This is a genomic window from Mycobacterium shunyiense (assembly GCF_058270075.1).
On sequence record NZ_JBZDPU010000015.1, the window covers coordinates 963,431 to 988,758 of the forward strand.

General features: G+C 67.5%; 18 protein-coding genes and 1 pseudogene. 8 read left to right on the forward strand and 11 right to left on the reverse strand.

Annotation, left to right across the window (positions count from 1 at the left end; translation table 11 throughout):
• Nucleotides 1–44 precede the first annotated feature (44 nt).
• A complete protein-coding gene (locus AC4ELH_RS19005) occupies nt 45–1,766 on the forward strand; it encodes an N-acyl-D-amino-acid deacylase family protein (protein ID WP_498885942.1) in 1,722 nt (573 codons plus the stop codon).
• On the opposite strand, the gene AC4ELH_RS19010 is transcribed toward AC4ELH_RS19005, so the two are convergent.
• Nucleotides 1,738–3,138 carry a bifunctional adenosylcobinamide kinase/adenosylcobinamide-phosphate guanylyltransferase gene (locus AC4ELH_RS19010; protein WP_498885944.1) on the reverse strand — a complete coding sequence of 467 codons (1,401 nt, stop codon included), beginning with the start codon at nt 3,136–3,138 and terminating at the stop codon, nt 1,738–1,740. The two genes, AC4ELH_RS19005 and AC4ELH_RS19010, sit on opposite strands and share 29 nt — an antisense overlap.
• A 23-nt stretch (nt 3,139–3,161) precedes the next feature.
• Nucleotides 3,162–3,335 (reverse strand): annotated as a pseudogene (locus tag AC4ELH_RS19015) (ABC transporter substrate-binding protein); the annotation flags it as partial.
• Nucleotides 3,336–3,659: 324 nt separating this feature from the next.
• Between AC4ELH_RS19015 and AC4ELH_RS19020 the strand changes: the two are divergent.
• Nucleotides 3,660–4,040 (forward strand): hypothetical protein, encoded by a 381-nt coding sequence (locus AC4ELH_RS19020; RefSeq protein WP_064880683.1) that lies wholly within the window; start codon nt 3,660–3,662, stop codon nt 4,038–4,040.
• 97 nt (nt 4,041–4,137) lie between these two features.
• On the forward strand, nt 4,138–4,791 hold the full coding sequence (locus tag AC4ELH_RS19025; protein ID WP_498885946.1) for a response regulator: 654 nt from the start codon (nt 4,138–4,140) through the stop codon (nt 4,789–4,791).
• Here AC4ELH_RS19025 and AC4ELH_RS19030 read toward each other — a convergent pair.
• A complete protein-coding gene (locus tag AC4ELH_RS19030; protein WP_064880680.1) occupies nt 4,769–5,134 on the reverse strand; it encodes a response regulator in 366 nt (121 codons plus the stop codon). The genes AC4ELH_RS19025 and AC4ELH_RS19030 overlap by 23 nt on opposite strands.
• A gap of 87 nt (nt 5,135–5,221) precedes the next feature.
• Here AC4ELH_RS19030 and AC4ELH_RS19035 point away from each other — a divergent pair, with 87 nt between their 5' ends.
• On the forward strand, nt 5,222–6,814 hold the full coding sequence (locus AC4ELH_RS19035) for a sensor histidine kinase (RefSeq protein ID WP_498885949.1): 1,593 nt from the start codon (nt 5,222–5,224) through the stop codon (nt 6,812–6,814).
• A gap of 69 nt (nt 6,815–6,883) precedes the next feature.
• On the opposite strand, the gene AC4ELH_RS19040 is transcribed toward AC4ELH_RS19035, so the two are convergent.
• A complete protein-coding gene (locus AC4ELH_RS19040; protein WP_498885951.1) occupies nt 6,884–7,942 on the reverse strand; it encodes a cupin domain-containing protein in 1,059 nt (352 codons plus the stop codon).
• A 227-nt stretch (nt 7,943–8,169) separates the two neighbouring features.
• Between AC4ELH_RS19040 and AC4ELH_RS19045 the strand changes: the two genes are divergently transcribed.
• Entirely contained in the window at nt 8,170–9,369 is a 1,200-nt protein-coding gene (locus AC4ELH_RS19045) for an alpha/beta hydrolase family protein (protein ID WP_498885953.1), read from the forward strand.
• An 83-nt stretch (nt 9,370–9,452) separates the two neighbouring features.
• On the opposite strand, the gene groL is transcribed toward AC4ELH_RS19045, so the two are convergent.
• Nucleotides 9,453–11,078, reverse strand: a complete 1,626-nt coding sequence (gene groL / locus AC4ELH_RS19050) for a chaperonin GroEL (RefSeq protein ID WP_064880671.1) — start codon at nt 11,076–11,078, stop codon at nt 9,453–9,455.
• Between the two features lie 436 nt (nt 11,079–11,514).
• On the opposite strand from groL, the gene AC4ELH_RS19055 reads away from it, so the two are divergent.
• Nucleotides 11,515–13,296, forward strand: a complete 1,782-nt coding sequence (locus tag AC4ELH_RS19055; RefSeq protein ID WP_498885955.1) for an outer membrane protein assembly factor BamB family protein — start codon at nt 11,515–11,517, stop codon at nt 13,294–13,296.
• A gap of 3 nt (nt 13,297–13,299) precedes the next feature.
• Here the strand turns inward: AC4ELH_RS19055 and AC4ELH_RS19060 are convergent, their stop codons facing one another.
• From AC4ELH_RS19060 to AC4ELH_RS19075, 4 genes are all read right to left on the reverse strand, one after another.
• Nucleotides 13,300–13,659 carry a hypothetical protein gene (locus AC4ELH_RS19060; protein ID WP_498885956.1) on the reverse strand — a complete coding sequence of 120 codons (360 nt, stop codon included), beginning with the start codon at nt 13,657–13,659 and terminating at the stop codon, nt 13,300–13,302.
• 377 nt (nt 13,660–14,036) lie between these two features.
• The gene (locus tag AC4ELH_RS19065) at nt 14,037–14,942 is read right to left on the reverse strand and encodes a hypothetical protein (protein WP_498885958.1); all 906 of its coding nucleotides are present in this window, start codon (nt 14,940–14,942) and stop codon (nt 14,037–14,039) included.
• Nucleotides 14,943–15,091: 149 nt separating this feature from the next.
• Nucleotides 15,092–15,880, reverse strand: coding sequence for a polysaccharide deacetylase family protein (locus AC4ELH_RS19070; protein WP_498885960.1), 789 nt, complete (start codon nt 15,878–15,880; stop codon nt 15,092–15,094).
• Nucleotides 15,881–16,049: 169 nt separating this feature from the next.
• The gene (locus AC4ELH_RS19075; RefSeq protein WP_498885963.1) at nt 16,050–16,886 is read right to left on the reverse strand and encodes an LLM class F420-dependent oxidoreductase; all 837 of its coding nucleotides are present in this window, start codon (nt 16,884–16,886) and stop codon (nt 16,050–16,052) included.
• A gap of 609 nt (nt 16,887–17,495) precedes the next feature.
• On the opposite strand from AC4ELH_RS19075, the gene AC4ELH_RS19080 reads away from it, so the two are divergent.
• A complete protein-coding gene (locus AC4ELH_RS19080) occupies nt 17,496–22,829 on the forward strand; it encodes a beta strand repeat-containing protein (protein ID WP_498885964.1) in 5,334 nt (1,777 codons plus the stop codon).
• 64 nt (nt 22,830–22,893) lie between these two features.
• Here AC4ELH_RS19080 and AC4ELH_RS19085 read toward each other — a convergent pair whose 3' ends face one another.
• Together AC4ELH_RS19085 and AC4ELH_RS19090 are read right to left on the reverse strand one after the other, a co-directional pair.
• Nucleotides 22,894–23,703 carry a sulfotransferase family protein gene (locus tag AC4ELH_RS19085; RefSeq protein ID WP_498885966.1) on the reverse strand — a complete coding sequence of 270 codons (810 nt, stop codon included), beginning with the start codon at nt 23,701–23,703 and terminating at the stop codon, nt 22,894–22,896.
• A complete protein-coding gene (locus tag AC4ELH_RS19090; RefSeq protein ID WP_064957125.1) occupies nt 23,700–24,251 on the reverse strand; it encodes a TetR/AcrR family transcriptional regulator in 552 nt (183 codons plus the stop codon). Before AC4ELH_RS19090 ends, AC4ELH_RS19085 begins: the two co-directional genes overlap by 4 nt.
• A 115-nt stretch (nt 24,252–24,366) precedes the next feature.
• On the opposite strand from AC4ELH_RS19090, the gene AC4ELH_RS19095 reads away from it, so the two are divergent.
• Nucleotides 24,367–25,293 carry an SDR family NAD(P)-dependent oxidoreductase gene (locus AC4ELH_RS19095; protein ID WP_498885968.1) on the forward strand — a complete coding sequence of 309 codons (927 nt, stop codon included), beginning with the start codon at nt 24,367–24,369 and terminating at the stop codon, nt 25,291–25,293.
• The last annotated feature ends 35 nt before the right edge of the window (nt 25,294–25,328 follow it).

A 25,328-nucleotide genomic window follows, 5' to 3' on the forward strand; every position in this document is an offset into this window, starting at 1 on the left:
TCGCGCCTGTTCCGTGATCGGCCGTGGCGTCGTACGTTAGTTAGGTGACCTACGACTTGTGCATCCGTGGCGGAACCATCGTCGACGGCCTGGGCGGCGAACCGTACGTGGGAGACATCGCCGTACGCGACGGCGTCATCGCCCAGATCGGTTCCGTGACCGGGACCGCCACGCGCGAGATCGATGCCACCGGACTGTTGGTCACGCCCGGTTTCGTCGACCTGCACACGCACTACGACGGGCAGGCCATCTGGTCGGAACGGCTCAACCCGTCCTCGGCGCACGGGGTCACCACGGCCGTCATGGGTAACTGCGGTGTCGGGTTCGCACCATGCCGCGCCGACGACCACGACGTGCTCGTCGACGTGATGGCCGGCGTCGAGGACATCCCCGGGGTGGTCATGGTCGACGGACTGCCGTGGACATGGGAGACGTTCCCCGAATTCCTCGACGCACTAGGGGCCAGACAGCTCGATATTGATGTGGCGGCGTTCCTGCCGCACTCTCCCCTGCGGGTGTACGTCATGGGCCAACGCGGCATCGACCGCGAGCCCGCGAACACCGAAGATCTGGCGCTGATGCGCAAGCTCGCCGCCGAGGCGGTCAACTGCGGCGCGCTGGGGTTCGCCTCGTCGCGGCTGACCATCCACAAGACCGAGAGCGGCCGGCCGATTCCCAGTTACGACGCCGGCTACGCCGAGATCGAGGCGATCGCCCGAGGGGTCGACGACGCAGGCGGCGGCCTGATCCAGTTCGTGCCGGACCTGGTCGCGGGTGATTACGAGCCGGCGCTGCAGACGGTGTTCGACGTGGCCGCAGACGTCGGGTTGCCGGTCACGTTCACGCTGGCGATCGGCAACGCCGGCCCGGCGTTCTTCGAGGACGCGCTGCGCATGGTGGAGAAGGCCAACTCCAACGGCGGCGAGATCACCGCCCAGATCTTCCCGCGGCCGATCGGACTCGTGCTCGGCCTGGAGTTGTCCGGCAACCCGTTCGTCCTCTACCCGAGCTACCGCGAGATCGCCCACCTACCGCTGGCCGAGCGGGTCGCGGAGATGCGCAAACCCGAAGTGCGTCAACGCATTCTGAACGACACCTCGGCCAGTGACGGGCATCCGCTGATGTTCGCGGTGCAGGTCTGGGACTACATGTACCCGCTGGGTGAACAGCCCGACTACGAGCCCGACCCGTCGAACTCCATCGGTGCGCGGGCCCGGTCCCGCGGCGTCGACCCGCTCGAGGAGGCTTATGACCGCCTGCTCGACGACGACGGGCACGCCATGCTGCTGGTCACGCTGGCCAATTTCCGTGACAACTCACTCGACACCGTGGCCGAGCTGCTCCGCCGCGACGACGTGGTGCTGGGGCTCGGTGACGGCGGGGCGCACTACGGGATGATCTGCGACGCCAGCTTCCCCACCTACCTGCTGACACACTGGGTCCGCGACCGCAGCACGGGCACGCTGAGCGTCGCCGACGCCGTCCGGGAACTGACCTCGGTGCCGGCCAGGGTCGCTGGGCTGGCCGATCGCGGTCGAATTGCATTGGGCTACAAGGCCGATCTGAACGTCATCGACCACGCGGCATTGCGGCTGCACCGTCCCGTCGTCGCCTACGATCTCCCCGGCGGTGGACGTCGCCTCGACCAGACCGCCGACGGCTACGTCGCGACCGTCGTCTCCGGTGAGGTCATCGCCGAGAATGGTGTGCCGACCGACGCGCGACCCGGCCGGCTGGTCAGGGGGCGGCAGGGCGCTCCTGTCTGAGCCCGGCGCCGGGCCCCGGCAGCGGGACCGCGGTACCTGCCACCATGAGCACCACCTCGTCGCATTCCGCGGCGATCCGCGTGTTCACGATTCCGAGCAGATCGCGAAAGAGGCGCCCTGAGACGGTATCCGGCACTACTCCGCTGCCGACCTCGTTGCTCACCGCCACTGCCGTGACATCGCAGTGCCGCCAGGCCGCCACCAGTTCATCGACATCGCGCTCGACCGACGCCAGCGGCGCACCGTCCCAGCAACCGTGCCGATCCATCCGCGCCGCCAGCCAGGTACCCAGGCACTCCACCAGGACCGGCACCTCGGTGGCACGCAATATTGCTGCGATGTCGGAGGTTTCGGCGGTTTGCCATTCCATGGGTCGACGGTCCCGGTGGCGCTGAACACGTTGTGCCCAGTCCGAGTCACCTCGCCGAGGGCCGCCGGCCGCCACGTACACCACCTGCGATTGGCCGGCCAGCATCGTTTCGGCCTGTACCGATTTGCCTGACCTCACGCCACCGAGAACCAATGTGCGCGAGGGCGGGACCGCCACCGACGCCGTTGACTCCCCCAACGACACCACCTCTCCGTCCCGGCCGGCACGCGCACCGTATCGGCGCAGCACCCGGGCCAGTTCGGGCCCCGGTGGGTTGAAATGGCTCAGATGAACAGCGATGACATCGGTATGTGCTTGCACCGCACCCGATTCCCGCAACTGGGCCAGCGTGCGCGCGAATGACCGAAGGTCATGGTGGTCAGCGCGGTGCTCGGTACGGGTACCGAAGGTCTCCTCGAGAAAGACGGCGTCGAACCCGGCGCCTGCCACCGCCGCGTGCGTCTCCTCCGGCAGCGGGCCCGTGTCAGTAGCCCATAGGAACCTTGTCCCCGAGCGGGTTACGTCATAGAGGACGGCGTCGTCCACGATTCCATCGGAGTGCTCGGCAGCCACCACGCGAACGGTAAAGTCGCCTCCGGGCGCCGGCAGGATCAACTCGTCGCCCGGGTGTACCGCGCGGAATCGGATCGGGTCATCGGGCCCCACCCAGTCGCGACACTGATCCAGCGCACCGGGCGGCCCCACCACGTCGAGGGGCTCCGTCCGGCCCACCCAGTGCCGCATGACCAGAGCTGCGGGTCCGACGTGATCGAAATGCCCGTGGGTCAACAGGATGTGGCGAACCGCGGCCAGAGTCCGTCCTCCGCGCAGCGCAGCGCGCGGCGCCTCAGGACCACAATCGATCAACAGAGTGTCGTCGATGAGCGCTGCCGTCTGCCCGCGAATCTCGCCGGCTACCAGCGCCCACCGACATGACCGGCACGCGCAGAACGGGCTGGGCCAGCCGTCGGCACTGCCGGTGCCCAACAACATCACGTCCATGGACGCACCTCGTCCCGAACGGGCATCGGCACTTCGCTCGGATAGTTCGACTGGCCGTCGACGGCCACCACCTGATTACCGGCACCGAGCGCCCAGAGTGTCTCTGTCGCCGAGGGGCTCAGTGAGACGATGCGCTGAGGTGGGGACTGGCCGCCGCTCCCGCCGGGATCCGGGGCGGGTGCGCTGGCGGCGAGGATGAGCTTTGCCGACACTGCCGCCAACCGGCAGCCCACGCGTCTCACTAGAACCAGTCCTTCATCCGAGGAGGTTGTCGTCCGTGGCTCAGCTGACCTGGCTTATCCGCACCGGGTGGCGCGGCTTCACAGTTGCGGGACAGCGCGGACATTCCAGAATCACCTGGGCACTCGACTTCACTGGACACCACGGCCCCGGCGTTGCCGGGGTATCGGTGAGCCTAGCCGAGCCCGCCCGAAGCACCCCCCGGCTCGTGCGCGGACGCCAATCTTCACCGGTCTGACAGGTCGGGCACCCCGGGCCGTCAACCGGCCTATTCTCACGTCATGAGCGTGAAAGTGGACCTCAACCAGCTGGCCGACAAGCTGGCGGACTACACGTTCGCCTATCTCGTCACGGTCGACGACAACTACCACGCGCACACTGTCGCGGTGGAGCCACACCTGGTCAACGGCGTCATCCACGTCGGCCCGGTCGGCGGTCACACCCGCAGAAACCTCGCGTCCCACGAGCACGCGACGCTGGTCTGTCCGCCGCGGCAGTCCGGTGGGTATTCGCTGATCGTCGACGGGCGGGGCCGAGCCGGTGCGACCGAGGACGAGGCGCATCAGATCGTGCCCAGTCGCGCGGTACTGCATCGCAAAGCGGCCGCGCCCGGCCCGCCGGGCCAGTGCGACAGCGATTGCATCGTCTTGTCGGAGAACTGACCCAACGCGCCAGGCTCCCCGAGCACGCGAGAACTGCCCACTGAACAGCGAGAATCCACGCCTCACATCGCGATCCCTGCGATGCGAGAATGACCCCGTGCACGAAACGCGAGTGGTCGTTGCCGATGACGACGTGTTGCTCAGGGAGGGCCTTGCCAGCCTCCTCGAGCGTGGCGGCTTGCAGGTCGACGGGCAAGCCGGGAACGCCGAGCACCTCGTCAATCTGGTTCACGACCTGAAACCTCAGTTGGCGATCGTCGATATCAGGATGCCGCCCACCCATACCAGCGAAGGACTCGATGCGGCGAAATTGATTCGCCAGAAGTACCCCGAGACCGCCATCTTGGTGCTGTCGGCACACGTCGACGTCGAGCACGCAGTGGAGCTGCTGGCCGGCGGCCACAGCGTGGGCTATCTGCTGAAAAGTCGCGTCACCGACGTCGATGACTTCATCGACACGGTCAAGCGGATAGCCAATGGCGCGTCAGTTGTCGACCCGGCGCTGGTCCAAGAACTCATCTCGGCGCAACGCCGCGACGATCCGCTGTCCGCGCTCAGCGCGCGCGAGCACGAGGTGTTGGCGCTGATGGCCGAAGGACTGTCCAACGCCGGTATCGGACGGCGGTTGTGGGTCACCGAGGGCACCGTGGAAAAGCATGTCCGCAGCATCTTGACGAAGCTGAGCCTGCCGGAGACCGGCGACGACCACCGGCGGGTCCGTGCCGTCATCATGTACCTGGAAGCTCGGTGATGAACCTGCGGATGGCGGCGGCAGACAAGCTCATCTTCGGCAGAAACCCCAGCGCCGGGCTGGCAGCGGTCAGATCGGCGAAATCCTCTTGGTCGTGCGTGGAGATCATGATGACCGCCGGGCACGGTGATATCTGGCGATGGATGTCCTCGGCGACGTCGAAACCGTTCTCATCTCCGAGATCCACGTCGACGAGCACGATGTCGGGTCGCAAGGTGCGGGTGTACCGGAGCGCCTCGGCGCCGGTCGCTGCCGCCGCCACGACATCGACCCCCGAGCCCGCCAGGATGCGGCGTGCGGCATCGCCGAACGCTGCACTGTCGTCGACGATCAGACAGCGCATGGTGTCTCCATTACGCTCCGCATTGTTCGAGAGTGGCAGATCCAGCAACCAACCGGCATTGCGGCTACCCGGAAGAAATTCGCGGCCGTGACCACCACCCCGTCGGCCATGACGGATACTCCTCCGCGCGGCCGCACCAGACGCGAACGGCTGTTGGCCGTTCTGCTCCGCCCCACCACCCCACCGGTGCGGTGGGGAATCGTCACGGCCGTTGTCCTCATCGGACTGGAATTCGTCATCGTCGATCAGCTGAAGCGGATTGCGCCGGACAACGCGTTCGGTGCGGTGTTCCTGTTCGGAGTGTTGGTGGTCTCGGCGGGGTGGGGTTTTCGCCTTGCCATCACGATGTCGATCGCCAGCACGTTGGCCTACGTCTACTTTCACGTCAGTGAGTGGCAGGGCAGCCTGGCACCCGCCATCGTCGTTTTCCTCACCTTGGCGTTGTTGACGAATCTCCTTGTCGGGCAGGCACGTTTGCGCGCGGTAGAGTCCGAACAACGGCGGCGGGAAGCCGATGATGCCGCAGAGCTGGCGCGCACGATGCTGCGAGGGGCGGCGGCCTTGCGCCGGGTCGCCACTTTGGTTGCCCGCCGTGTCGAACCTGCCGACCTCTATCAGGTGGTCGTCGACGAGCTCGGACGCGGCCTCGACATCGAGCATGCCACCTTACTCCGGTATGAATCTGACTCTCACGCAGTAGTTCTGGCGTCTCGATCTCAAGATTCCCACGACCGCCGCCTGCCCAGCGGAGAACGCTTCGGGCTCGATTCTGGCACCGTTGTCGGCCTCATCGCCCGATCCGGGGCGCCGGCCCGGGTGACAACATACCGGCACCGCGGCAGTGCGGCCGCCGCGCGGCTGGACGACCTCGGCATGCGCTCGGGGGCCGGGGCACCGATCCTGGTCGGCGACCGTATCTGGGGTGCACTCATCGCGAGCAGTGTCAGCTCTGAACCGTTGCCCGAGGACATCGAAGTACGGGTCACCGACTTCGCCGACCTGGTTGCCACTGCGATCTACAACGCCGAGACCCGCACAGAGCTGACTGCGTCGCGCGCCCGTATCGTTGCCGCCGCCGACCAGGCCAGGCGTGGTTTCGAGCGGGATCTCCACGACGGAGCACAGCAGCGCATCGTGTCGATGGGACTCGAAGTCAGGGCCATCGAAGCCACGCTACCGGACGACGACACCGTACTTCGACCCCGGATGGACGCCCTCGTCGACTCCCTTTCCAACTTGCACACCGACCTGCAAGAACTGTCTCGCGGCCTGCACCCGGCGGTACTCTCCCGGGGCGGCCTCGGGCCCGCCCTGAAGACCCTTGCCCGCCGATCACCGGTGCCGGTCGACCTCACTGTCGAGCTGACTGGCCGGATGGCGGAATCGATCGAAGTGGCCGGCTACTACCTGGTTGCCGAATCCCTGACGAATGCCGCCAAATACGCCAAGGCGCACGAGGTGATCGTGCGGGTGACGGCCGGCGAGACCGCCCTGCACATCGAGGTCGCCGACGACGGCGTCGGCGGAGCGAACCCGGCTGCGGGTTCTGGACTGATCGGTTTGAAGGACCGTGTGGAAGCGCTGTCGGGACGCTTCGAGGTGACCAGTCAAGCCGGCGCCGGAACCACCGTCAGCGCTCATATCCCATTGCCTGCCAACGAACACCAACTCAGGGGCTGACGAGTTCCAGCAGATCGTCGCTGATATGCACATGTCGGTTTCCTTGGCGCGTGACGGAGCGAGGTCCGGTCAGACCGTGGCCGGCGGGTCGACGGGGTTGATGCGATTGACCACGAGCGGGTCGACGGGCGTGAAGGGAAACACGGGCAGATCGTCGATGTGCGTGTTGAACGCAGCGGCCAGAACCTCTCGCGAGTACGCGCTGGCCGAAGCCTTGTAACCGATGTCCGCGGGGAAGGGCTGGTCGAAGAAGATCAGGAAGTGCCAGTCCTCGGCACCGAGGTTCTCGATGTGATGGGGGTAGGCGGCCGGGATGAAGTACATGTCACCGGTGGTCAATGTCCAAGTATCAAGGGTGCCATCGGGATTCATCACCGTCATCCGGGCATCACCGCGGTGGACATAGCCCATCTCGCCAGTGATCGGATGCCAATGAGGTTCGCGCATACCGTCTTCGGCGACACGCAGCGAGTACATCGAGATGTCTTTGAGCGCCGGCCAGAACTGATCGCGGGCAAAGCGTGCGTTGCCGCTGGCGTAGTTCAGGCCCGGCGCCTGGGCCTCGATGTCGAACTTGTGCGGGTCGTCGAAGTACGCCGCCGCGGGGATATCCGGGGCGCCGACGCGGGCCGCCAGCTTGTGGTCGGTGGTGGTACGGCGGATCTTGGCCATATCGGCCGACGGCAGGTCGTAGGTGTTGCCCAGCACGGAATCGGTGAACGCACCGAACGTCGCACCGAGCCCGAAGTCCTCGGGACGTTCGTTGCGGAACGCGATGATGAACTCCGCGACGTCGGTGCCGATGTTCTCGATGTGGTGTAGGGCACCGGAATCGATGTGGAACATCTGCCCGGCGGTCACGATGAAGCTCGCGAAGCGGCTGTGATTGTCGAGCACCGACACCAACGCGGTGCCGGAGACACAATAGGTGAGCTCGTTGGCATTGGCGTGCCAGTGCGGGGTACGCATGGCACCCGGGTTCAGCAGCACCCGCTTGATCGACAGGTTCTTCAGTATGGACAGATTGTCGGCCGTCACCCGCCGCATCGATCCGAACTCGTTCTCCTCGACGATCTCACCGGCGAGCAGGGAGCCGGCATGGCTGATCCGCTCCGAAAATGTGGTCATACTGAGCCTCCTGTGTTCTCGGGTACCGATAACACTGGCCCGTACGCCGGCCGCAGTCATCCACGCTAGCGCCCAGCGACAGAACCGGCAGCGGTAACGCGATCTTCCAGCTAGCCGGTAGACCCGTTGGGTGACATCGGCCAGCCCCTATCGGTGCCAGCGGCAAAGACGGCGGCGCGATTTGTCGAGACCATTGGGGCGCACTGATTTTCGAGGAGGGAAGCCCCATGGAATTCATCTTCAAAGATGACGCATTCAAATTCGAGACACTGCGCGCCGCCGGATTCGCCCCGGACGCGGGCGCCGACATAGGCGAGGTCGTCGCCACCACCGCCCTCATCCCGGAGGGGGACGAGGAGGCATGGACCCGGGCCTGGACGTCCCTTGCCGATCGCATCGCAATGCGCGGCGAGGACTCGCTGAAAGCCGGGGACCCGATCAGCGCACGCGAGGCGTTCTTCCGCGCTTCGAGCTACTACCGCTCGGCCGAGTTCTACCGGCGCGCAGACCCACTCAACGATCCGCTGGTGCTGGAGCTGGCCGGGTTGTCCCGCGACTATTTGCTCAAAGCCGCTGAATTGCTCGACGGGCCGGTCAAGCAGGTCGCGATTCCCTTCGAGAACACCGAACTGCCCGGCTACCTGTTCCTCGTGGATGACACCGGCACCCCGCGGCCAACGGTGATCTACACCAATGGCTTCGACTCGACCGCCGAAGAGGGATATTTCGTCATCGGCGCGGCAGCTCTGCGTCGCGGTTACAACTTCCTGGCCTACGACGGCCCCGGCCAGGGCTGGATGATTCGCGAGCAGAAGGTCCCTTACCGCCCCGATTGGGAGAACGTGCTGGGCCCGGTGGTGGATTGGGCGCTGACAATCCCGGACATCGCGGCGGACAAGATCGCGCATTTCGGATACAGTCTCGGCGGATATCTGGTGGCGCGCTATGCATCTCGCGATCACAGGGCGGCCGCCATCGTCTGCAACGACGGGCTGAGGTCGTTCTATGCGTCCTACCCGCCCATCCCGGGTGATCTGCTGGCGTTGATCGAAAACCACCGAGACACAGAGGCGCTGCCTGCGCTCGACGCCATGGCCGAAAGTGACACCAACGCGCGGTGGGGCCTGCAGAACGGCGTGTGGGTGAACGGCACCGCCAACTTCGCCGAATACGTGCGTAGCACCGCTGCATACACCCTCACCACCGACGACATCGGCGCCATTCAGACACCGGTCCTGCTGCTCGAGGGAGAGGACGACAAAGTCTTTGCCGGACAAGCGGCCGCCGTCGCCGCTGAGCTGCGCGTCCCGCACGAACACGTTGTACTGCACAGCCTCGACGGCGCCGGTCAACACTGCCATGAAGGCGCCATGTACCAGCTACACCAGACGGTGTTCAACTACCTGGCCCGGACCCTGTCCACCTGAGCGCTCCCCTGCAGAAACGAAAAAGCCCGGTCTGCCGAAGCAGACCGGGCTTTCCCGTGTGATCTTCCGCGTAAGCGCAGGACTTAGAAGTCCATACCGCCCATGCCACCGGTCGGGTCGCCCGCGGGCGCTCCGGCCTTCTCCGGCTTGTCGGCGACGACGGCCTCGGTGGTGAGGAACAGCGCCGCGATGGACGCCGCGTTCTGCAGCGCCGAGCGGGTGACCTTCACCGGGTCGGCGACGCCGGCCTTGAGCAGGTCCTCGTACTCACCGGTGGCGGCGTTCAGGCCGGTGCCGGCGGGCGAGTTGGTGACCTTCTCGGCGACGACGCCGGGCTCCAGGCCACCGTTGAAGGCGATCTGCTTCAGCGGGGCCGACAGCGCGACGCGCACGATGTTGGCGCCAGTGGCCTCATCACCGGTGAGCGACAGCTCCTCCAGCGACGGAGCCGACTGCAGCAGGGCCACGCCACCACCGGCGACGATGCCCTCTTCGACGGCAGCCTTGGCGTTACGCACGGCGTCCTCGATGCGGTGCTTGCGCTCCTTGAGCTCCACCTCGGTGGCAGCGCCGGCCTTGATCACCGCAACACCGCCGGCCAGCTTGGCCAGGCGCTCCTGCAGCTTCTCGCGGTCGTAGTCGGAGTCGCTGTTCTCGATCTCGGCGCGGATCTGGGCGACACGGCCCTGGATCGCGTCGGCATCGCCGGCACCCTCGATGACGGTGGTCTCGTCCTTGGTGACCACGATCTTGCGGGCGGTGCCCAGCAGCGCGACATCGGCGGTCTCGAGCGAGAGGCCGACCTCTTCACTGATGACCTGGCCACCGGTGAGGATGGCGATGTCCTGCAGCATGGCCTTGCGGCGGTCACCGAAGCCCGGGGCCTTGACGGCGACGGACTTGAAGGTGCCACGGATCTTGTTGACCACCAGGGTCGACAGGGCTTCGCCCTCGACGTCCTCGGCGATGATCAGCAGCGGCTTGCCGGACTGGATGACCTTCTCCAGCAGCGGCAGCAGGTCCTTGACGGTCGAGATCTTCGAGCTGACCAGCAGGATGTAGGGATCCTCCAGGACGGCTTCCTGACGCTCGGCGTCGGTGACGAAGTAGCCCGAGATGTAGCCCTTGTCGAAGCGCATGCCCTCGGTGAGCTCCAGCTGCAGCCCGAAGGTGTTGCTCTCCTCGACGGTGATGACACCCTCGTTGCCGACCTTGTCCATGGCCTCGGCGATCAGGTCGCCGATGGACTGGTCACCGGCGGAGATACCGGCGGTGGCAGCGATCTGCTCCTTGGTCTCCACCTCCTTGGCGGACTTCAGGAGGGTCTCGGTGACCTTCTCGACAGCCTTCTCGATGCCGCGCTTCAGGCCGAGCGGGTTGGCGCCGGCAGCGACGTTGCGCAGACCTTCGCGAACCAGTGCCTGGGCCAGAACGGTGGCGGTGGTGGTGCCGTCACCCGCGACGTCGTCGGTCTTCTTGGCGACCTCTTTGACCAGCTCAGCGCCGATCTTCTCGTACGGGTCCTCCAGCTCGATCTCCTTGGCGATGGACACACCATCGTTGGTGATCGTGGGGGCGCCCCACTTCTTCTCCAGGACGACGTTGCGACCCTTGGGGCCCAGCGTCACCTTTACCGCGTCGGCGAGGGCGTTCAGGCCCCGCTCGAGGCCGCGACGGGCCTCTTCGTCATACGCAATTGTCTTAGCCATTGCGAAGTGATTCCTCCGGATAGGGGATCGCACGTTGTGTGGTCAGGTTCAGTGCCCGCGACGGACGGCTGGGGTGTGCTCCCGCAGGTGCGGTCCCTGCCTCACCGGCCCGACCTGGCACTCACTGATCGAGAGTGCCAACTGCATTCTTAGCACTCGACCATGGCGAGTGCAAGGTTGCGAGGGGGCCACTGCGGGTTCTCGCCTTCGCCCGTGGCGAAACGAAGCCGGCGAGGTCCGCATCTAGGGTCACATCCGCCTCTACGCCCACACCCACCGCCGATTTCTACCGCAGGGTCGCTTCCGGCGAGGTCCGACGACCTCCAGGTAGAAACCGACAGCACCCCACCCGCCGACAGGGCGGCACACAGTGAATTTCCCGACGTGATGTGGCGCGGCGCTGTGGCAGAGTTTCGGTCCGAGGGGGACGCGGAACATGGTCGACACTGCCGAGGAAGTCGCTGAGGAAGCGCCGTCACGGCTCAGCCTGGTCTTGATCGCATTGAGCTTCGGGCTCGCCGTCGGCGCAGTAGCCCTGAGCGCATATGCGTTTTGCGTGCGATTGCCCGACGGCCTGAGCTCCGATCGCCTCGGTCCGGTCACCATTCTGCTCGTCGGCTCGTTGGCGGCAGCCATAGTTGTTGCGGTGCTGCTGATCCTTCAAGGGGTCCGGGTGCTTGCCGGGAAGCACATCGCCGCCCAGATCACGTGGATCGCGACCGGGGTGGCCGCTGCCACGGCGTGGTCATACCTGAGCGCAGTCGTGGCCGACCGGGCGAAACTCATCTCCGGCCCGGGCTCCCACCCCGCCGTCGAGGCGGGACAGACGTCATGGCTGATGCTGGCCGTGGCCGCCGTGCTGCTGTTGGCGGGTGCGGTCGCGGCGCACGGCCGCCAGACGCCGGTTCCCTGGGCAGTTTTGGGTGGCGCGACGGCAGTCGGTCTGGTTGCTGCACTCGTCGCCGGCGTTGGTGTGGTGGCGCTGGGCAGCCGTGGTGCGCACGCGACCACCGCTGCGGCCGTTGCGATCCCCGATATTCCGACGACCGTCGGCACCGACGTCGCGTACTCGGTTGTGGTCAGAAGCGCCGAGTGGGTCTTGCCTGCTGGACCCGGATTCGTCATGGCTGCCGACGGCGCCATCACCGGGCGCGACGGAACGACCGGCGCCGAACGCTGGCGGTTCCCCGTCGCGCTGTTTCCGACGGGCTGCGACCTCATGTACCTGAAATCGACTGGCATTGACCCGGACTCGGTGGTGCTCGCCGAATGCCGCCGCAACGCCGACCTTCTTGCACCCGGCTACAACGAGTACGGCACGGACTCCTTCCTCGTCGGTCTCGACGCGATGACCGGCGCCGTGCTCTGGAGCCTCGATCGCGGTTGGGCTCTGAAAGGCCCGGCGCTGTTGCCGTCCGGGGTGGTACCGGTGCGGCACGGTGACGACCTCGCCGCCCTCGATCCTCGTACCGGCGCGCCACGCTGGCAGCAGCCGATCGCCGACGAAGCGCGATGCGATCCGCGCGAGACGATCTACGCGCTACCCCACGCAATCGCCTACGTGGCGAAATGCGGTGAAGCCCACGCGATGCACGTCCTCGATGCCAACACGGGCGCCGATCGCACCATCGACCTCACGTTCATGGCCAATCACCCCACCGACCTCGCCTTCGAGGCAGTGGCCGCAGACGGCAACGTCATCGTCGTCAGAGTCGACGGGTTTCACGACGGTACCGACCCGTTGCTCGCGGTCCACATTGACACGGGTCGGGTCGACACCGTCCTACCCGACGGCGGCATACGTGCGTACGACGTCTTCTCGAAGCGTGACGGCCAATACCCAGGCCCTGTCGTGCAACTCGACACTCGAGTGCGAACCGGTGAATCCGCCGACCTGTACCGGGTGTCCGAGGGCAGAACCGTTCACGCGCCGGGCCTGAATACCGTCGATCGAGACACGTACACCGCGCAGCGCTGGGCACAGGTCGGCGATCAGATGGTGACGGCCACTGCTCAGGACGAGAAGCACAACAGGCTGCTGACCGTGGTGAACCCTGACGGCACGTCGACATCGAGGCCGTCACCGTGCGAGGACGACCTCGGTGGGCTCGTTCCCGTTCCCGGCGCCATCCTGGTGCTGTGTTACCGAGGCGCCTGGGCCGACAGCGTTTACGGGCCCCGCAGCGTCGACGGAATTGACATACTCGGCATGCGTTGACCGCTAACGGATTCCGATGAGCTGCTTGTCGCAGCGGACCGCCAGAGCACCTGGGACTGGAAGCATCTCGACAGTCCGGGCAGCACCGCACGGTGCCGGGAACGTCCGAACCGCTCCTGCCATGTCGACGGCCTGCAGCTGGCCGTCCGGGGCGATGGTCAACAATTGGGAGCCGACGCGGCTCCACAAGCGGCGTGGCCCGCCCCGAGATACCGGGTCGGCATTCAGCGTCGTCGGTGTCACCGCACCCGTCTTCAGATCGACGACGGAGAACTGCGGCCCGGTCAGCACCAGCGTGGCGTCATCGACCAGAGTCGGGTGGCTCCCTTCAGGGGCACGGTAGACAACCTTTCCCGACCCCAAATCGACGACGACAGAAGAATTTTGACTGACTTCCGCCAGCCCTACGTCATTCTTGGCCGCATAGAGCGTGAAATGGGATCCCCCCACCACGGACTGCCGGATAGCCGACCGCTCGGCACCGGTGGCCGGATCGAGAATCGCGCCGTGACATCCGGATCATCGTCACACGACTGCACCACCACGGCCGTGCCGGTGGCATTCACGCGGGGTCCACATCGATAACCGAATGTCTTGCTCCACAACACGTCACCGGTCCGCGGCGCGAGAGCATCCAGCCGGGTCCCGCGTGCCGCCGATGTGGAACTGGTCGGCTCGGTCTGACTCACCAGCACGACGCCGGCCGAGACCGGTCTCCTGGATGTTCCCAGTCCGGAAAGCTACCGGTGGTTCTCACCCACAGCGGAGTTCCCGTGGTGGCGTCGACGCCCATCATTGTCGGTGTCCACTGCCACCACCACGCTGTCAGGGCCGACGCCTGTCGCCGCGATCTTGCTGCTCCGGGTGTCGCGGATGCCCAGCATCCACCTGCTTTCACCTGTCGCACCGTCGAATCCCTCGACACCGTGCCCGGAACCCGGCAGCGGATTGTCAGTCGCGCGGACGAATCCGGCGCCGGCCGGCACCACTGCATCGCTGCGGCCCGCATCGACCCGGTAGGCCACCGTCCCGCTGACCTCCGACAACTCGGGTGCGCCGATCCGAGCCGCGGTTTGAGCATTGATCGGCGACTCCGGGCGGTCGAACGTGAACACGGCGATCGCGACGATCCCCACGACGAACATCGCGACCACCGCGGCCGTTGCTTCACCCCGGGGCGGCTCCAGGGGTGCGGAACTCCGCGACGCCCAGTAACCGGCGACGGCCACCAATGCCAAGGCGAGCACCGCCAGACAGGCACACCACCATGCAGTGCGTGCCACCGAGGTCGCGTCGAAGGGGTCCAGGGCTTTCTGCTGTTTGGTGGCAGCCGTGAAGATCTCGGCCGTCCGGCCCGGGCCGAGCAGGTTGTTGATTCCGGCGATCCCGACGACCGCGAGCACCGGCGACGCATACGCCATGAACTTCGCGCGTCGATCAAGTGCCTGCCGGCGCAGGCCTCCGAGCACGAAGCCGCCGATCACCGCGACCGCGCTGACCCCGACGACAATCGTCGTCCGCCACAACATCGCGGTGATGTCGGCTCGGTCGGTCACCAACGGCATCACCGGATCCCGGCGCAGCCAGGCATATCCCAAACACAACACGGCCGCGATCAGCAGCCCGGCCATCAGACCTATCGCCATTGCGTAATGCGGTTGTACAGAATCTGATTCGTGGCGGTCTGCAGCACTTGTGTCAGTGCGGTCTTGCTCCCCCGGCGTCACCTGACAAACCTAGCGTGACCGGTGAAGCCGCGACTGCAGAAATGTGGGCTGCCCCGCCGCCCGCCCGGTCAGCGAGGTAGTACGAACTGCCAGCCCACCGCTTGCATCGCGGGGATCGCGTCGGCGAATCCGGCGTGGGTACCCGACTGGGGGTGGTTCATGTGGGCGAGCACGATCGACCCGGGCGCGGCGTTCATGACGTTGGCGCGCACGGCGGCCGCGGAAGCCGTCGCACCGTTGTCGGCGTTGACCGTGAACCCCAACGGTTGTTCGCCGAGTTCATGGACGATCTCGACGGCCACGTCGTCATAGTGCGCGGTGCCGGGACGAAACCAGGTCGGGGCCCGGCCGGTCAGCGCAGTCAGCTTTTGGTGGTTGCCCCACACCTCACCGACCACCTCGTCGGCCGACCGGGTTCCGGCGATCCCGTAGGCCGACCGACCCGTCACGGACAGGGGCACATGACGGGTGCCGTGGTTGCCGATCTCGAACAGGGGATTGGCCGCCAACTGCCGGGCCCGGTCCGGATTCCGGTCGATCCATCTCGAATTCAGCATGAGCACCGCCGGAACACCGTTGCGCTGCAAGGTATCGAGCAGGACGTCATCGCAGGCACCGTCACACGCGTCGAACGTCAGGGCGATCTGGCGGCCGGCGGCGGCGAACGATGAGGTGATGCCGGGCAGCGCCATTCCCCACTGCGTGGGTGGACGCCTCTTGTTGAGTACTGCGACCGAAGGCGGGTCGACGGCGTTCGGGTCGGCGCGAGCGGTCGGCACCACCCCGGCACGCAGCGCATACCCGGCGGCGATCGAACCGACGGCGGTCGCCGTCAGGAATGAGCGCCTGGTGATCACATGCCGGACGGTAGGCGCGGATCTTGAAGGTCAGCCCGCCAACAGCTGTGGGTTGACTGCGGACGCGTCCGTCGCCGGTTTCTACCGCGGGGCTGCTCTCAGCGGGCTCTGCCGACCCCCACGTAGAAAACTGCGCAGAGAAGGCAGCGAAACCGCGGCCCGAGAAAACTCAGCTTCCCGACTGATACTTCTGCACCGCCGCGGCGAACTCGTCGAGCTGGCGCAGTGACTCGTCTTTGCCCACGGACGGCAGGAAGAGCCCCAGCTGCCCGAAGCCGAGATCCTCGGCGGCACGCCAATAGTCGGCCTTGACGGGTGCACCGAACATCATCAACGGCACGTCGCGCGCCCCGTCGTCATGCATCTGCCCGATGCGCTTGGCCAGCACGTCCCTGGGCAGCGGATTCGAGATCCAGCCGGCCCCATGACGAATCACGCGCTTGACCGTGGCATCGGAGTTGCCGCCGATGTAGATGGGCGGGTGGGGCTTCTGCACCGGCTTGGGGCGGCAGTAGGAGGACTCGAAGTCGACGTACTTGCCGTGATACTCGGCGGGCTCGTCGGTCCATAGCGCCGTGACGGCTTCGATGCTCTCATCGAGCAGTGCGCCACGGGTTTTCGGGTCGGTGCCGTGATCGCGCATCTCTTCGAGGTTCCACCCGGCGCCCACGCCGAGTACGAACCGGCCGTCGGAGATGACGTCGATGCTGGCGGCTTCCTTGGCAGTGTGGATGGGGTCGCGCTGGATCAGCAGTGCGACGCCGGTGACGAGTTCGATCGTGGATGTCACCGCGGCCGCGGCGGCGAGGGTGACGAACGGGTCGAGCGTGTTGTAGTACCACGGCGGCAGGTCTCCACCGTTCGGATAGGCCGATTCGCGGCTGACCGGGATGTGGCTGTGTTCGGCCACGATGAGCGAGGCGAATCCACGTTCCTCGATCGCCCGGGCGAGCGATACGGGGTCGATGCTGTCGTCGTCGACGAAGGTGGCAATGCCGAACTTCATCTGGCTGACGCTACTCCCGCCCGTCGCCCGCCGGAGTCGACATCGCGGTCGCCTCCCGGCGTGCCGCCAGCCATGCGGGCGCTGGCGGCGCGTGGCCAACTCGAGGCTCCGTGGGTTTCCGCCCGGCGTCCGGCAAAGCTGGGCCATCTGTTCCGGTCGACGGCGTAACACCCCAGTGCCACAGGAGTGTTCAGCCCGACATGCGAACACGCCGGACGACTCCACGATGAGTTTTGTACACAAGATCAAAAGTATGGCAAACGTCCAAACCCCTGCTGATCTGCACAGTTCCCCTGCCCTCAACGTTTGCATCACGCAAAACTGCATCCCGATTGATTGCGTGCGCAACAACCGCCGAAATCCACCTGAGAAAAACCTGAGATCTTGATTACCGGTGCGTTAGTTTCACCGCCAGCTAGGGGAAAAGTCGTTGGAAGTGGCTCGCGTCAGCGTCGTCAGATTTATTGACGCTGACGTCACTTTGGCACCGGGAGACCAGGGAGAACCGTGGGGAAACACAGCATTGCGCAAAGTCGTGGTCGGCGGACCGCGGTAGGTCCGATCGCGACGGCAGGACTGGCGAGTGTGGCGTTGGCGGGTGCCGGCGTCATGCTTCTGTTGGGACCGGACTCACCGACGATGAGGTCGGTATCCGCAGATGTCAGGCTGGTCAACACCGAGGGCCCGAGCAGTGGAGACAACTCCGGTGCGGACAAGCCTTCGGGCGCCACCGGCAACACCGGCACGACCGGCACGACCGGCAACACCGGGGCCAACTCCAAAGCCAAGAAACCAGGTCTCCCCTCCGTCAAGCAGGTCCAAGAACGTCTGCGCGAGCGCGCCACCGAAGCCACGAAGGCCTTCAACGACCGTGCCGCCGAGGCCAAGAAGGCTGTCGACGACATCGCCGATGGCGTCGGGCTCAAGCGCGGCAACGCCACCGATGACAACGAGACCCGGGGCCCGCTGTGGCGACCGAAGTTGCCCGCATCCTCGAAGGCCGACTCGACCGACTCGAAGACCGGCTCGAAGGACGGTCTGGACCCCACCACTGCCGATGAGCCCAAGCAGCAATGGAAGCGCACCCCGGCGAATGTGCTGCAGGACAACCCGATCTCCCACCGCGTCAGCGACCTGACCGAACGGGTCGCGGCCGCCCTGCCGGATCCCACCCCCAATGACAAGCAGCTCGACTCCGGCATCACGACCGGTTGGCTCGGCGCTCGATCGGCGGATCCTGCGCCGACCGAGCCACAGGCATTCGTCGCCCCGACACCTGCCCCGGCACCCGCGCCGATCAGCCCGATTACCGGGCTGCTGTCCGCGGTCACGCTGGGCACGATCATGACCCCGAACGCGCCGACGGAGCCCGCCGACATGCCCGGCGTCTGGGCCGTGATGGCCTGGGCGCGTAGGCAATCAGCGTTCACCGTGGACAACAACACGGCCGCTGCGCGCAACACATTGGTTGCCCCCACGCTGAATTCGGCGGTGCTCGACCCGACCGAAATCGTCAACCGGTGGATCTACCAACCGGTGCACTACGGGGCGCAGCTGTGGATCACCAGCCCGCTCGGGTCCGCCGTCGGCAACACCATCAACCAGATCTCGGGGCAGTACCTGATCGGCAACGGCGCCGACGGCACCGAAGCGAACCCCGATGGCGGCGACGGCGGTCTGTGGATCGGCGACGGTGGTGACGGTTACGACGGTGTCGCCACCGGTCAGGCCGGCGGCGACGGCGGTGATGCCGGCTGGTTCGGCGACGGCGGCGAGGGCGGGAACGGCTGGGCCGGCATGGACGGCGGTGACGGTGGCGACGGCGGCGGCTTCATGGGCATCGGTGGCGACGGCGGCGACGGCGGCGCATCGTTTGATCTCCAGCCCGCAGGCAACGGCGGCCGCGGTGGCGACGCCAACGGCTGGTTCTTCGGCATCGCCGGCGATGGTGGTCGCGGCGGCAACGGCATCACCGGTGCCAGTGGTGCGGCCGGCGATTGGAATGTCGACTACGGCAACGGATATGGCAACGGCCAGGACGGTGGAGTCGGAGGCGGCAACGGCGGTAACGGTGGCGACGGCGGTGACGCCAACGGGTTCCTGTTCGCCAGCGGCGGCAACGGCGGAGATGGCGGCGACGGCGGCACCGGCGGTGTAGGTGGAGCCGGCGCCAACGGCGACGCCGCTCATCTCAGCGGTGGCACCGGCGGAACGGGCGGCACCGGCGGTGGCACCGGCGGCATCGGCGGCGCGGCCGGAGCCGGCGGCGGGTTCTTGAATCTCCTCGGCCAAAGCGGCGTCGCGGGCAGTACGGGCAATCAGGGCAGCGGTGGCGACGGCGGGGCCGGCGGCATGGGATTCGGGCTCATCACCGGCGGCGCCTCCGGGACGGCAACCGGCGGGTCCGGTGGCGCCGGGGGGTCCGGTGCACAGTCCACCACTGCCGGAGCCGGACATGGCGGCGGCGGCGGTGGTGGTGGCGGCGGCGCCCTGCTGAGCGCCACCAATGGCGGAACCGTCGACGGCACTGCCACGGGTGGAAACGGTGGCCGCGGCGGCAATGGCTCGGTGACCGCGGCCGGCGGCGACGGCGGCACCGGCGGCATCGGCACGGTTTCGGCCGACGGCGCGACCAGCAGTGCTACCGGCACCGCCCGGGGCGGCGACGGCGGCAACTCGACCGGCACCGGCACCGGCGGCATGGGCGGTGCGGCATTCGTCGGCGCGAAGCTGGGCGGCGACGTCACCGACGCGAACGCCAGGGGCGGCAACGGCGGCTCCGGCACCGACGGCGGCAAGGGCGGCACGGGCGGTGCGGCCAACATCACCGCAGGTTTCGAGGGTGGCACCGGCGGCACCGCTTCTGGTGATGCCACCGGCGGCGCCGGCGGCGACGCGACGGGTGCAGGCAGCCTCGGCGGCAACGGCGGATCCGGCAACATCCAGGCAGGCTTCGTCCGAACGGGTATCGGCGGAAACGACGGCACCGCAAGCGGATCCGCGACCGGCGGCGCCGGCGGCAATGCGTCGGGCGGCGGCCACGGCGGTAACGGCGGAACCGGCAGCGTCGTCGCGGGCGGCACCGGCGCGGTGGCCGAGGGCGACGCCTTCGGTGGCAGCGGCGGCAACGGTCTGACCGGTGGTACCGGAGGCAACGGCAGCAGCGGGCAGGTCGGCGCCTTCGCCGAGGGCGCACAGGCCAGCGGCACGGCGCGCAGCGGTGACGGCGGCGATGCCACCGGCGCCGGCAGCATCGGCGGCAACGGCACCATCGGCAACATCCAGGCGTTCGGTGTAGACAGCGAGGCCAGCGGCACCGCCACGGGCGGTGACGGTGGCGACGCCACCAACGGTGGCCATGGCGGCACCGGCGGCCAGGGCCGCATCGTCGCCAATGCCACCGACAGCAAGGCCACGGACAGCACCGCGACCGGCGGCGACGGCGGCAACGCCACCACCAACGGCAGCACCGGTGCCCTCGGCGGACAGGCCTACGTGTTCGCCGGCACCTTCGGTGACCCGAACAGTGGCGGCGACATCAGCGGCAGCACCGCTATCGGCGGCGACGCTGTCAACGGTCAGGGCGGCATCGGCATGGTCGAGGCGATCAACGGCACCATCGCCAACAGCAGTGCCACCGCCGCCGACGGCAATTCCGGCGGTCTGGGTGGCTACGCCACGGTGAGCGCCACCAACGGCGGCAGCATCTCCGACAGCCACGCGACCGGCGGCACCAATAGCGCCACCGCCGCCGGCGGTAACGCCACCATCACCGCGACCGGTACCGGCAGCACCGTGGCCGATGCCGACGCCACCGGCGGCAACGCGGGGCTCGGTGACGCCAATGGCGGCACCGGCGGTCAGGGTGGTGCCGCGACCGTCACCGCGAGCAACGGGGGCGGTGTCACGGATGCGACCGCAACCGGCGGCAACGGCGGCAACGGCACCACTGGCGGGCACGGCGGCGCCGGCGGTGACGGCATCGTTTCAGCCACCTCGGCCGGTAGCACTGCCAGCGGCACAGGCACCGGCGGCGCGGGCGGCGACGGAAGCAACGGCGGTACCGGTGGCGCCGGCGCCCAGGGCGGTGTGGTCGCCCAGCGGACCGGCAGCACGGCCACCGGCACAGGTATCGGCGGAGGCGGCGGATCCGCCGACGGCGCCGGCAGCACCGGCGGCAACGGTGGCGGCGGCTGGGTGCAGACCGGGCTCTACGCCGGTCTCGGCGACAACAGCAAGGCCGACGGGTACGCCCGGGGCGGTGCGGGTGGCGACGCGACCACCGGCGGCCATGGCGGAGCCGGCGGGTTCGCAACCGTGCTCACCACCGGAAATGCCTCTACCGCAAGCGGTTCCGCGTACGGCGGCGCGGGCGGAGACGGTTCCGCGGGTGGTACCGGCGGCGGTGGGGCGCGGGCGCAGATCGTGGCCAAGGGCAACTCGTCCAACGCCGGCGGCACTGCCACCGCCGGCGACGGCGGGAACGGCATCGGCGTCACGGGTGGCAATGGCGGTCAGGCCATCATCAGCGCGGGCCAGAGCTCCGGTGTCGGTGGCGCCAACAGCACGGCCCAGGGCACCGCGACCGGTGGTGATGGCGGCACCGGTCAGGGCGGCGTCAATGGCGGCGCCGGAGGCGGGGGCACCATCACGGCCAGAGGCCTCAACGACTCCATCACCGGCAGCACCGCGACCGGCGGTGACGGCATCACGGGGGCCAACGGCAACAACGCGTCGCTCAACACCAGCCTTGGCTCGATCACCGACAGCTCCGCGATTGCGGGTCAGGACTCCACCGGAGCCGTCGGCGGCGGAGCCAGCATCGACGTCACCGGTAGTGCAACGGGCACAGTCACCGACACCCATGTCACCGGCGGTGACGCGGGCACCGGCAAGAGCGGCGGAAACGCGTCGTTGACCGTCACCGGCGGCGCCAAGGTCACCAACACCTCCGCAACGGGCGGCAAGGGATCCGACAGTGCGGTCGGCGGCAACGTCGCCATCACTGCTTCCGGCACCGGCACCACCATCACCAACGCCACGGCAACAGGCGGCAACGCCGGACTCGGTGACGCCAACGGCGGTATCGGCGGCAAGGGTGGCGATGTCAAGATGACCGCCGGCTCCGGCGGTCACATCGGCGACGCCAACCACACCGCGACCGCCACCGGCGGTAATGGCGGCAACGGCACCAACGGTGGCACCGGAGGAGCGGGTGGCACCAACGGGCTCGGCGCCGGCCAGACCGAGTTTGTGGCGCTGAACGGCGGCACCGTTTACGGCGAGGTCCGCGGTGGGCGCGGCGGCGACGCTGACGGCGCCGGCAACACGGGCGGCGAAGGCGGGTTCGGTTACATGAGTGCGGGCCGGGACAACTTGGTGGTGTCCGGTCCCACCGGCAATGTGACGATCGCCCCCGGCAACAACGCCAAGGCCAGCGGGACCGCGATTGGCGGCGACGGCGGAACTGCCACCGGCACAACAGGTTCCAAGGGCGGCAACGGCAGCAGGGTGGCGATCAACGCCGCCGGTCAGAATTCGATCACCGAAGGCACCATCACCGGCGGCAAGGGCGGCAACGCCACCAACGGCGGCACCGGCGGTGGGGATCAGGGCATCTCGTCGATCAGCGCGCTGGGCCCGAACGCCATCGCAACGGGTGTCACCGCGATGAGCGGCGACGGTGGTGACGGGATCAACGGCGGCACCGGCGGCAAGGGCGGCTATTTCCAGATCGGCGCGTACAGCATCAACGACCTCGCCGGTGCCACCTACACCAACAACTCGATGACGGCAGGCGACGGCGGCAATGGCACCGGCGTCGCGTTCACCGGGGGCAACGGCGCGAATCTGACCCAATCCGCACCGGGGGCGACTGCCAAGCCCGGAAGCCCGATCCAGAACCAGACGATTACCACCGCCGACGGGGCGGGCAGCCCGTAGTCGACGGCGCGAAAGCGCAGGCCCCGCACACATTCCGGTGTGCGGGGCCTGTGCTTGTCGGCGACTAGACGACGCGCAGACCGTCCGGAACCTTGCTCGGGTCACGCCAAAACGCGTCGTGGACAAAACGATTGAACAGATCCGGTGGGAGCACGGTGTCGCGCGGCTCGGCTTTCACCTGGCCGCGCACGGTGTGCAGCCCGGGCGTACCGGCCCGTTCGTCGAATGCGGTGACGTCGTAATCGACGTGGCCGTAGTCGTGTTCGAAGGCCGGCTCGCCGATGAAGTCGTAGATGGCGCCCAGAACTTTGGCCGGGTCGGCGGCCAGGGTTTCGTACTGCACCACCAACAACCGGTCACGCTGAGCGCCGTAGCACGCCTGCTTGAGGGCGTCGTAGGGACCGCCGACCATGCCGTCCTGCGAAGCGACGTCGTTGGCCCTGGTGTAGACCGTGCCGCCGGCGCTGTAGTTGAAGATCGACGAGGGGCTGAAAACATTGCGCTGCACCAGGCGTTCGATGCTGTCGATGACCCACGGCAATTCACGCACGCAGGCAACGACTTTCGCGTCCGGAAACAGCTGCGCGATCGCCGGCATCCGCGCACACCAGCCCCGGTTCGTGTCGAACACCACCTCGGCGTTGCAGTCGGCGTAGTAGCTGTCGAACAACCCGCGCAGGATGCGCTCCCGTTTGGCGTCGTCGAGGAACACCGAGAACTCGTTGCGGGCGCTCATCTGGACGACCAGTGCGTCGAACAACCCGGCCAGCGGCCCCGACATCCCGGCCTGAAAGCGCGGATTCTGTCGCAGCAGGGCCGCCAACAGCGTCGAGCCCGATCGCGGCAGACCCGAGATGAAATGAAGCGCCGTCACCGTTGCCCTTCCGCCCGTAATCCGTCGAACACCACCGACGTGACCCGCTCGGCCACGTCGGCGTTGTAACTCTGCATGGCCTGGCAGCCGACCAGAAGTGCCTTCACGTCCGCGACCGTCACGTCACCTCGCACCGTGCCCGCGCGCTGCGCTGCAGCCAGCAGGTCGCCGACGACGGCGAGATACTCACCCTCCGCCTCGGGCACCACGGTGTTGACGTCGATGCCCGATCCGGCGAGGGCGTCGACCAGCCCGCGGTCGGCGGCGCCCCACTGCAGCACCATCGACCGCAGGAAGGCGAACAAGGCGTCGGCCGGGTCGGCCTCGGCGAGCAAGGTCCGGCCCTCCTCGACGACGCCGCGGATCCGCTCGGCGATCACGGCCTGGAACAACGCCTCTTTCGTCGGGAAGTGGCGGTAGACGGTGCCCGCACCCACCCCGGCCCGGCGGGCGATCTCGTCGATGGGCACCGCCAGCCCGTCGGCCGCGAATGTTTCATAGGCGACCTCGAGTACCCGGGCACGGTTCCGCGCAGCATCCGCACGCATTCGCCATCACCTCACAGACCTGTCAGCGCCGAACCATTGACAAAGCGGGGCGTACGTTCCGTATATTCGAACGCAACCGGAGTACTCACTCCGCTTAGCTCACCAGGAGTCTCCCATGACCAAGTGGACCACCGCCAAGATTCCAGACCAAAAGGGCCGCACCGCCGTCGTCACCGGCGCCAACACCGGCCTCGGACTCGAGACCGCGAGGGCGCTCGCGGCCAAGGGCGCGCACGTCGTCCTCGCCGTCCGCAACCTCCAGAAGGGCCAGGACGCGGTCGACTGGATCACGCACACCGTCCCCGGCGCCGACCTGGAGCTGCAGCGCCTCGACCTGGGGTCGCTGGATTCGGTACGTGAAGCCGCCGATGAGATCAGGGCCAAACACGACAGCATCGACCTGCTGATCAACAACGCTGGCGTGATGTTCACACCTGAGGCGAAAACCAACGACGGCTTCGAGCTGCAATTCGGCACGAACCACCTCGGGCACTTCGCTTTCACCGGCTTGCTGATCGACCACGTGCTGGCGGCACCCGGCTCGCGGGTGGTGACGGTCAGCAGCGTCGGGCACCGCTTCGCCCGCAACGGCATCCGGTTCGACGACCTGCAGTGGCAGCGCGGCTACAACCGGGTCGGCGCGTACGGCCAGGCCAAGCTGGCCAATCTGCTGTTCACCTACGAACTGCAGCGCCGGTTGGCCGGCACCCGCACGATCGCCGCCGCGGCCCACCCCGGGGGTTCCCGGACCGAGCTCACCCGCAATCTGCCGCCTGTGGTCGGCGCTGTGACGAAGCTGGTGGAACCGCTGTTCCAGAGCGCCGACATGGGCGCGCTGCCGACCCTTCGCGCTGCCACGGACCCGGATGTCCTGGGCGGCCAGTACTTCGGTCCGGACGGGTTCGCCGAGCAACGCGGCTACCCGAAAGTCGTGGCCTCCAGCACGGCGTCACACGACACCACCGCACAGCACCGCCTGTGGACGGTGTCCGAGGAGCTGACGGGAGTCACCTTCCCGGCGTTGCAGGACGCGCGCGCCTGAATCCTCGTCGCCGCTTTCGACACGAACGACCGCAC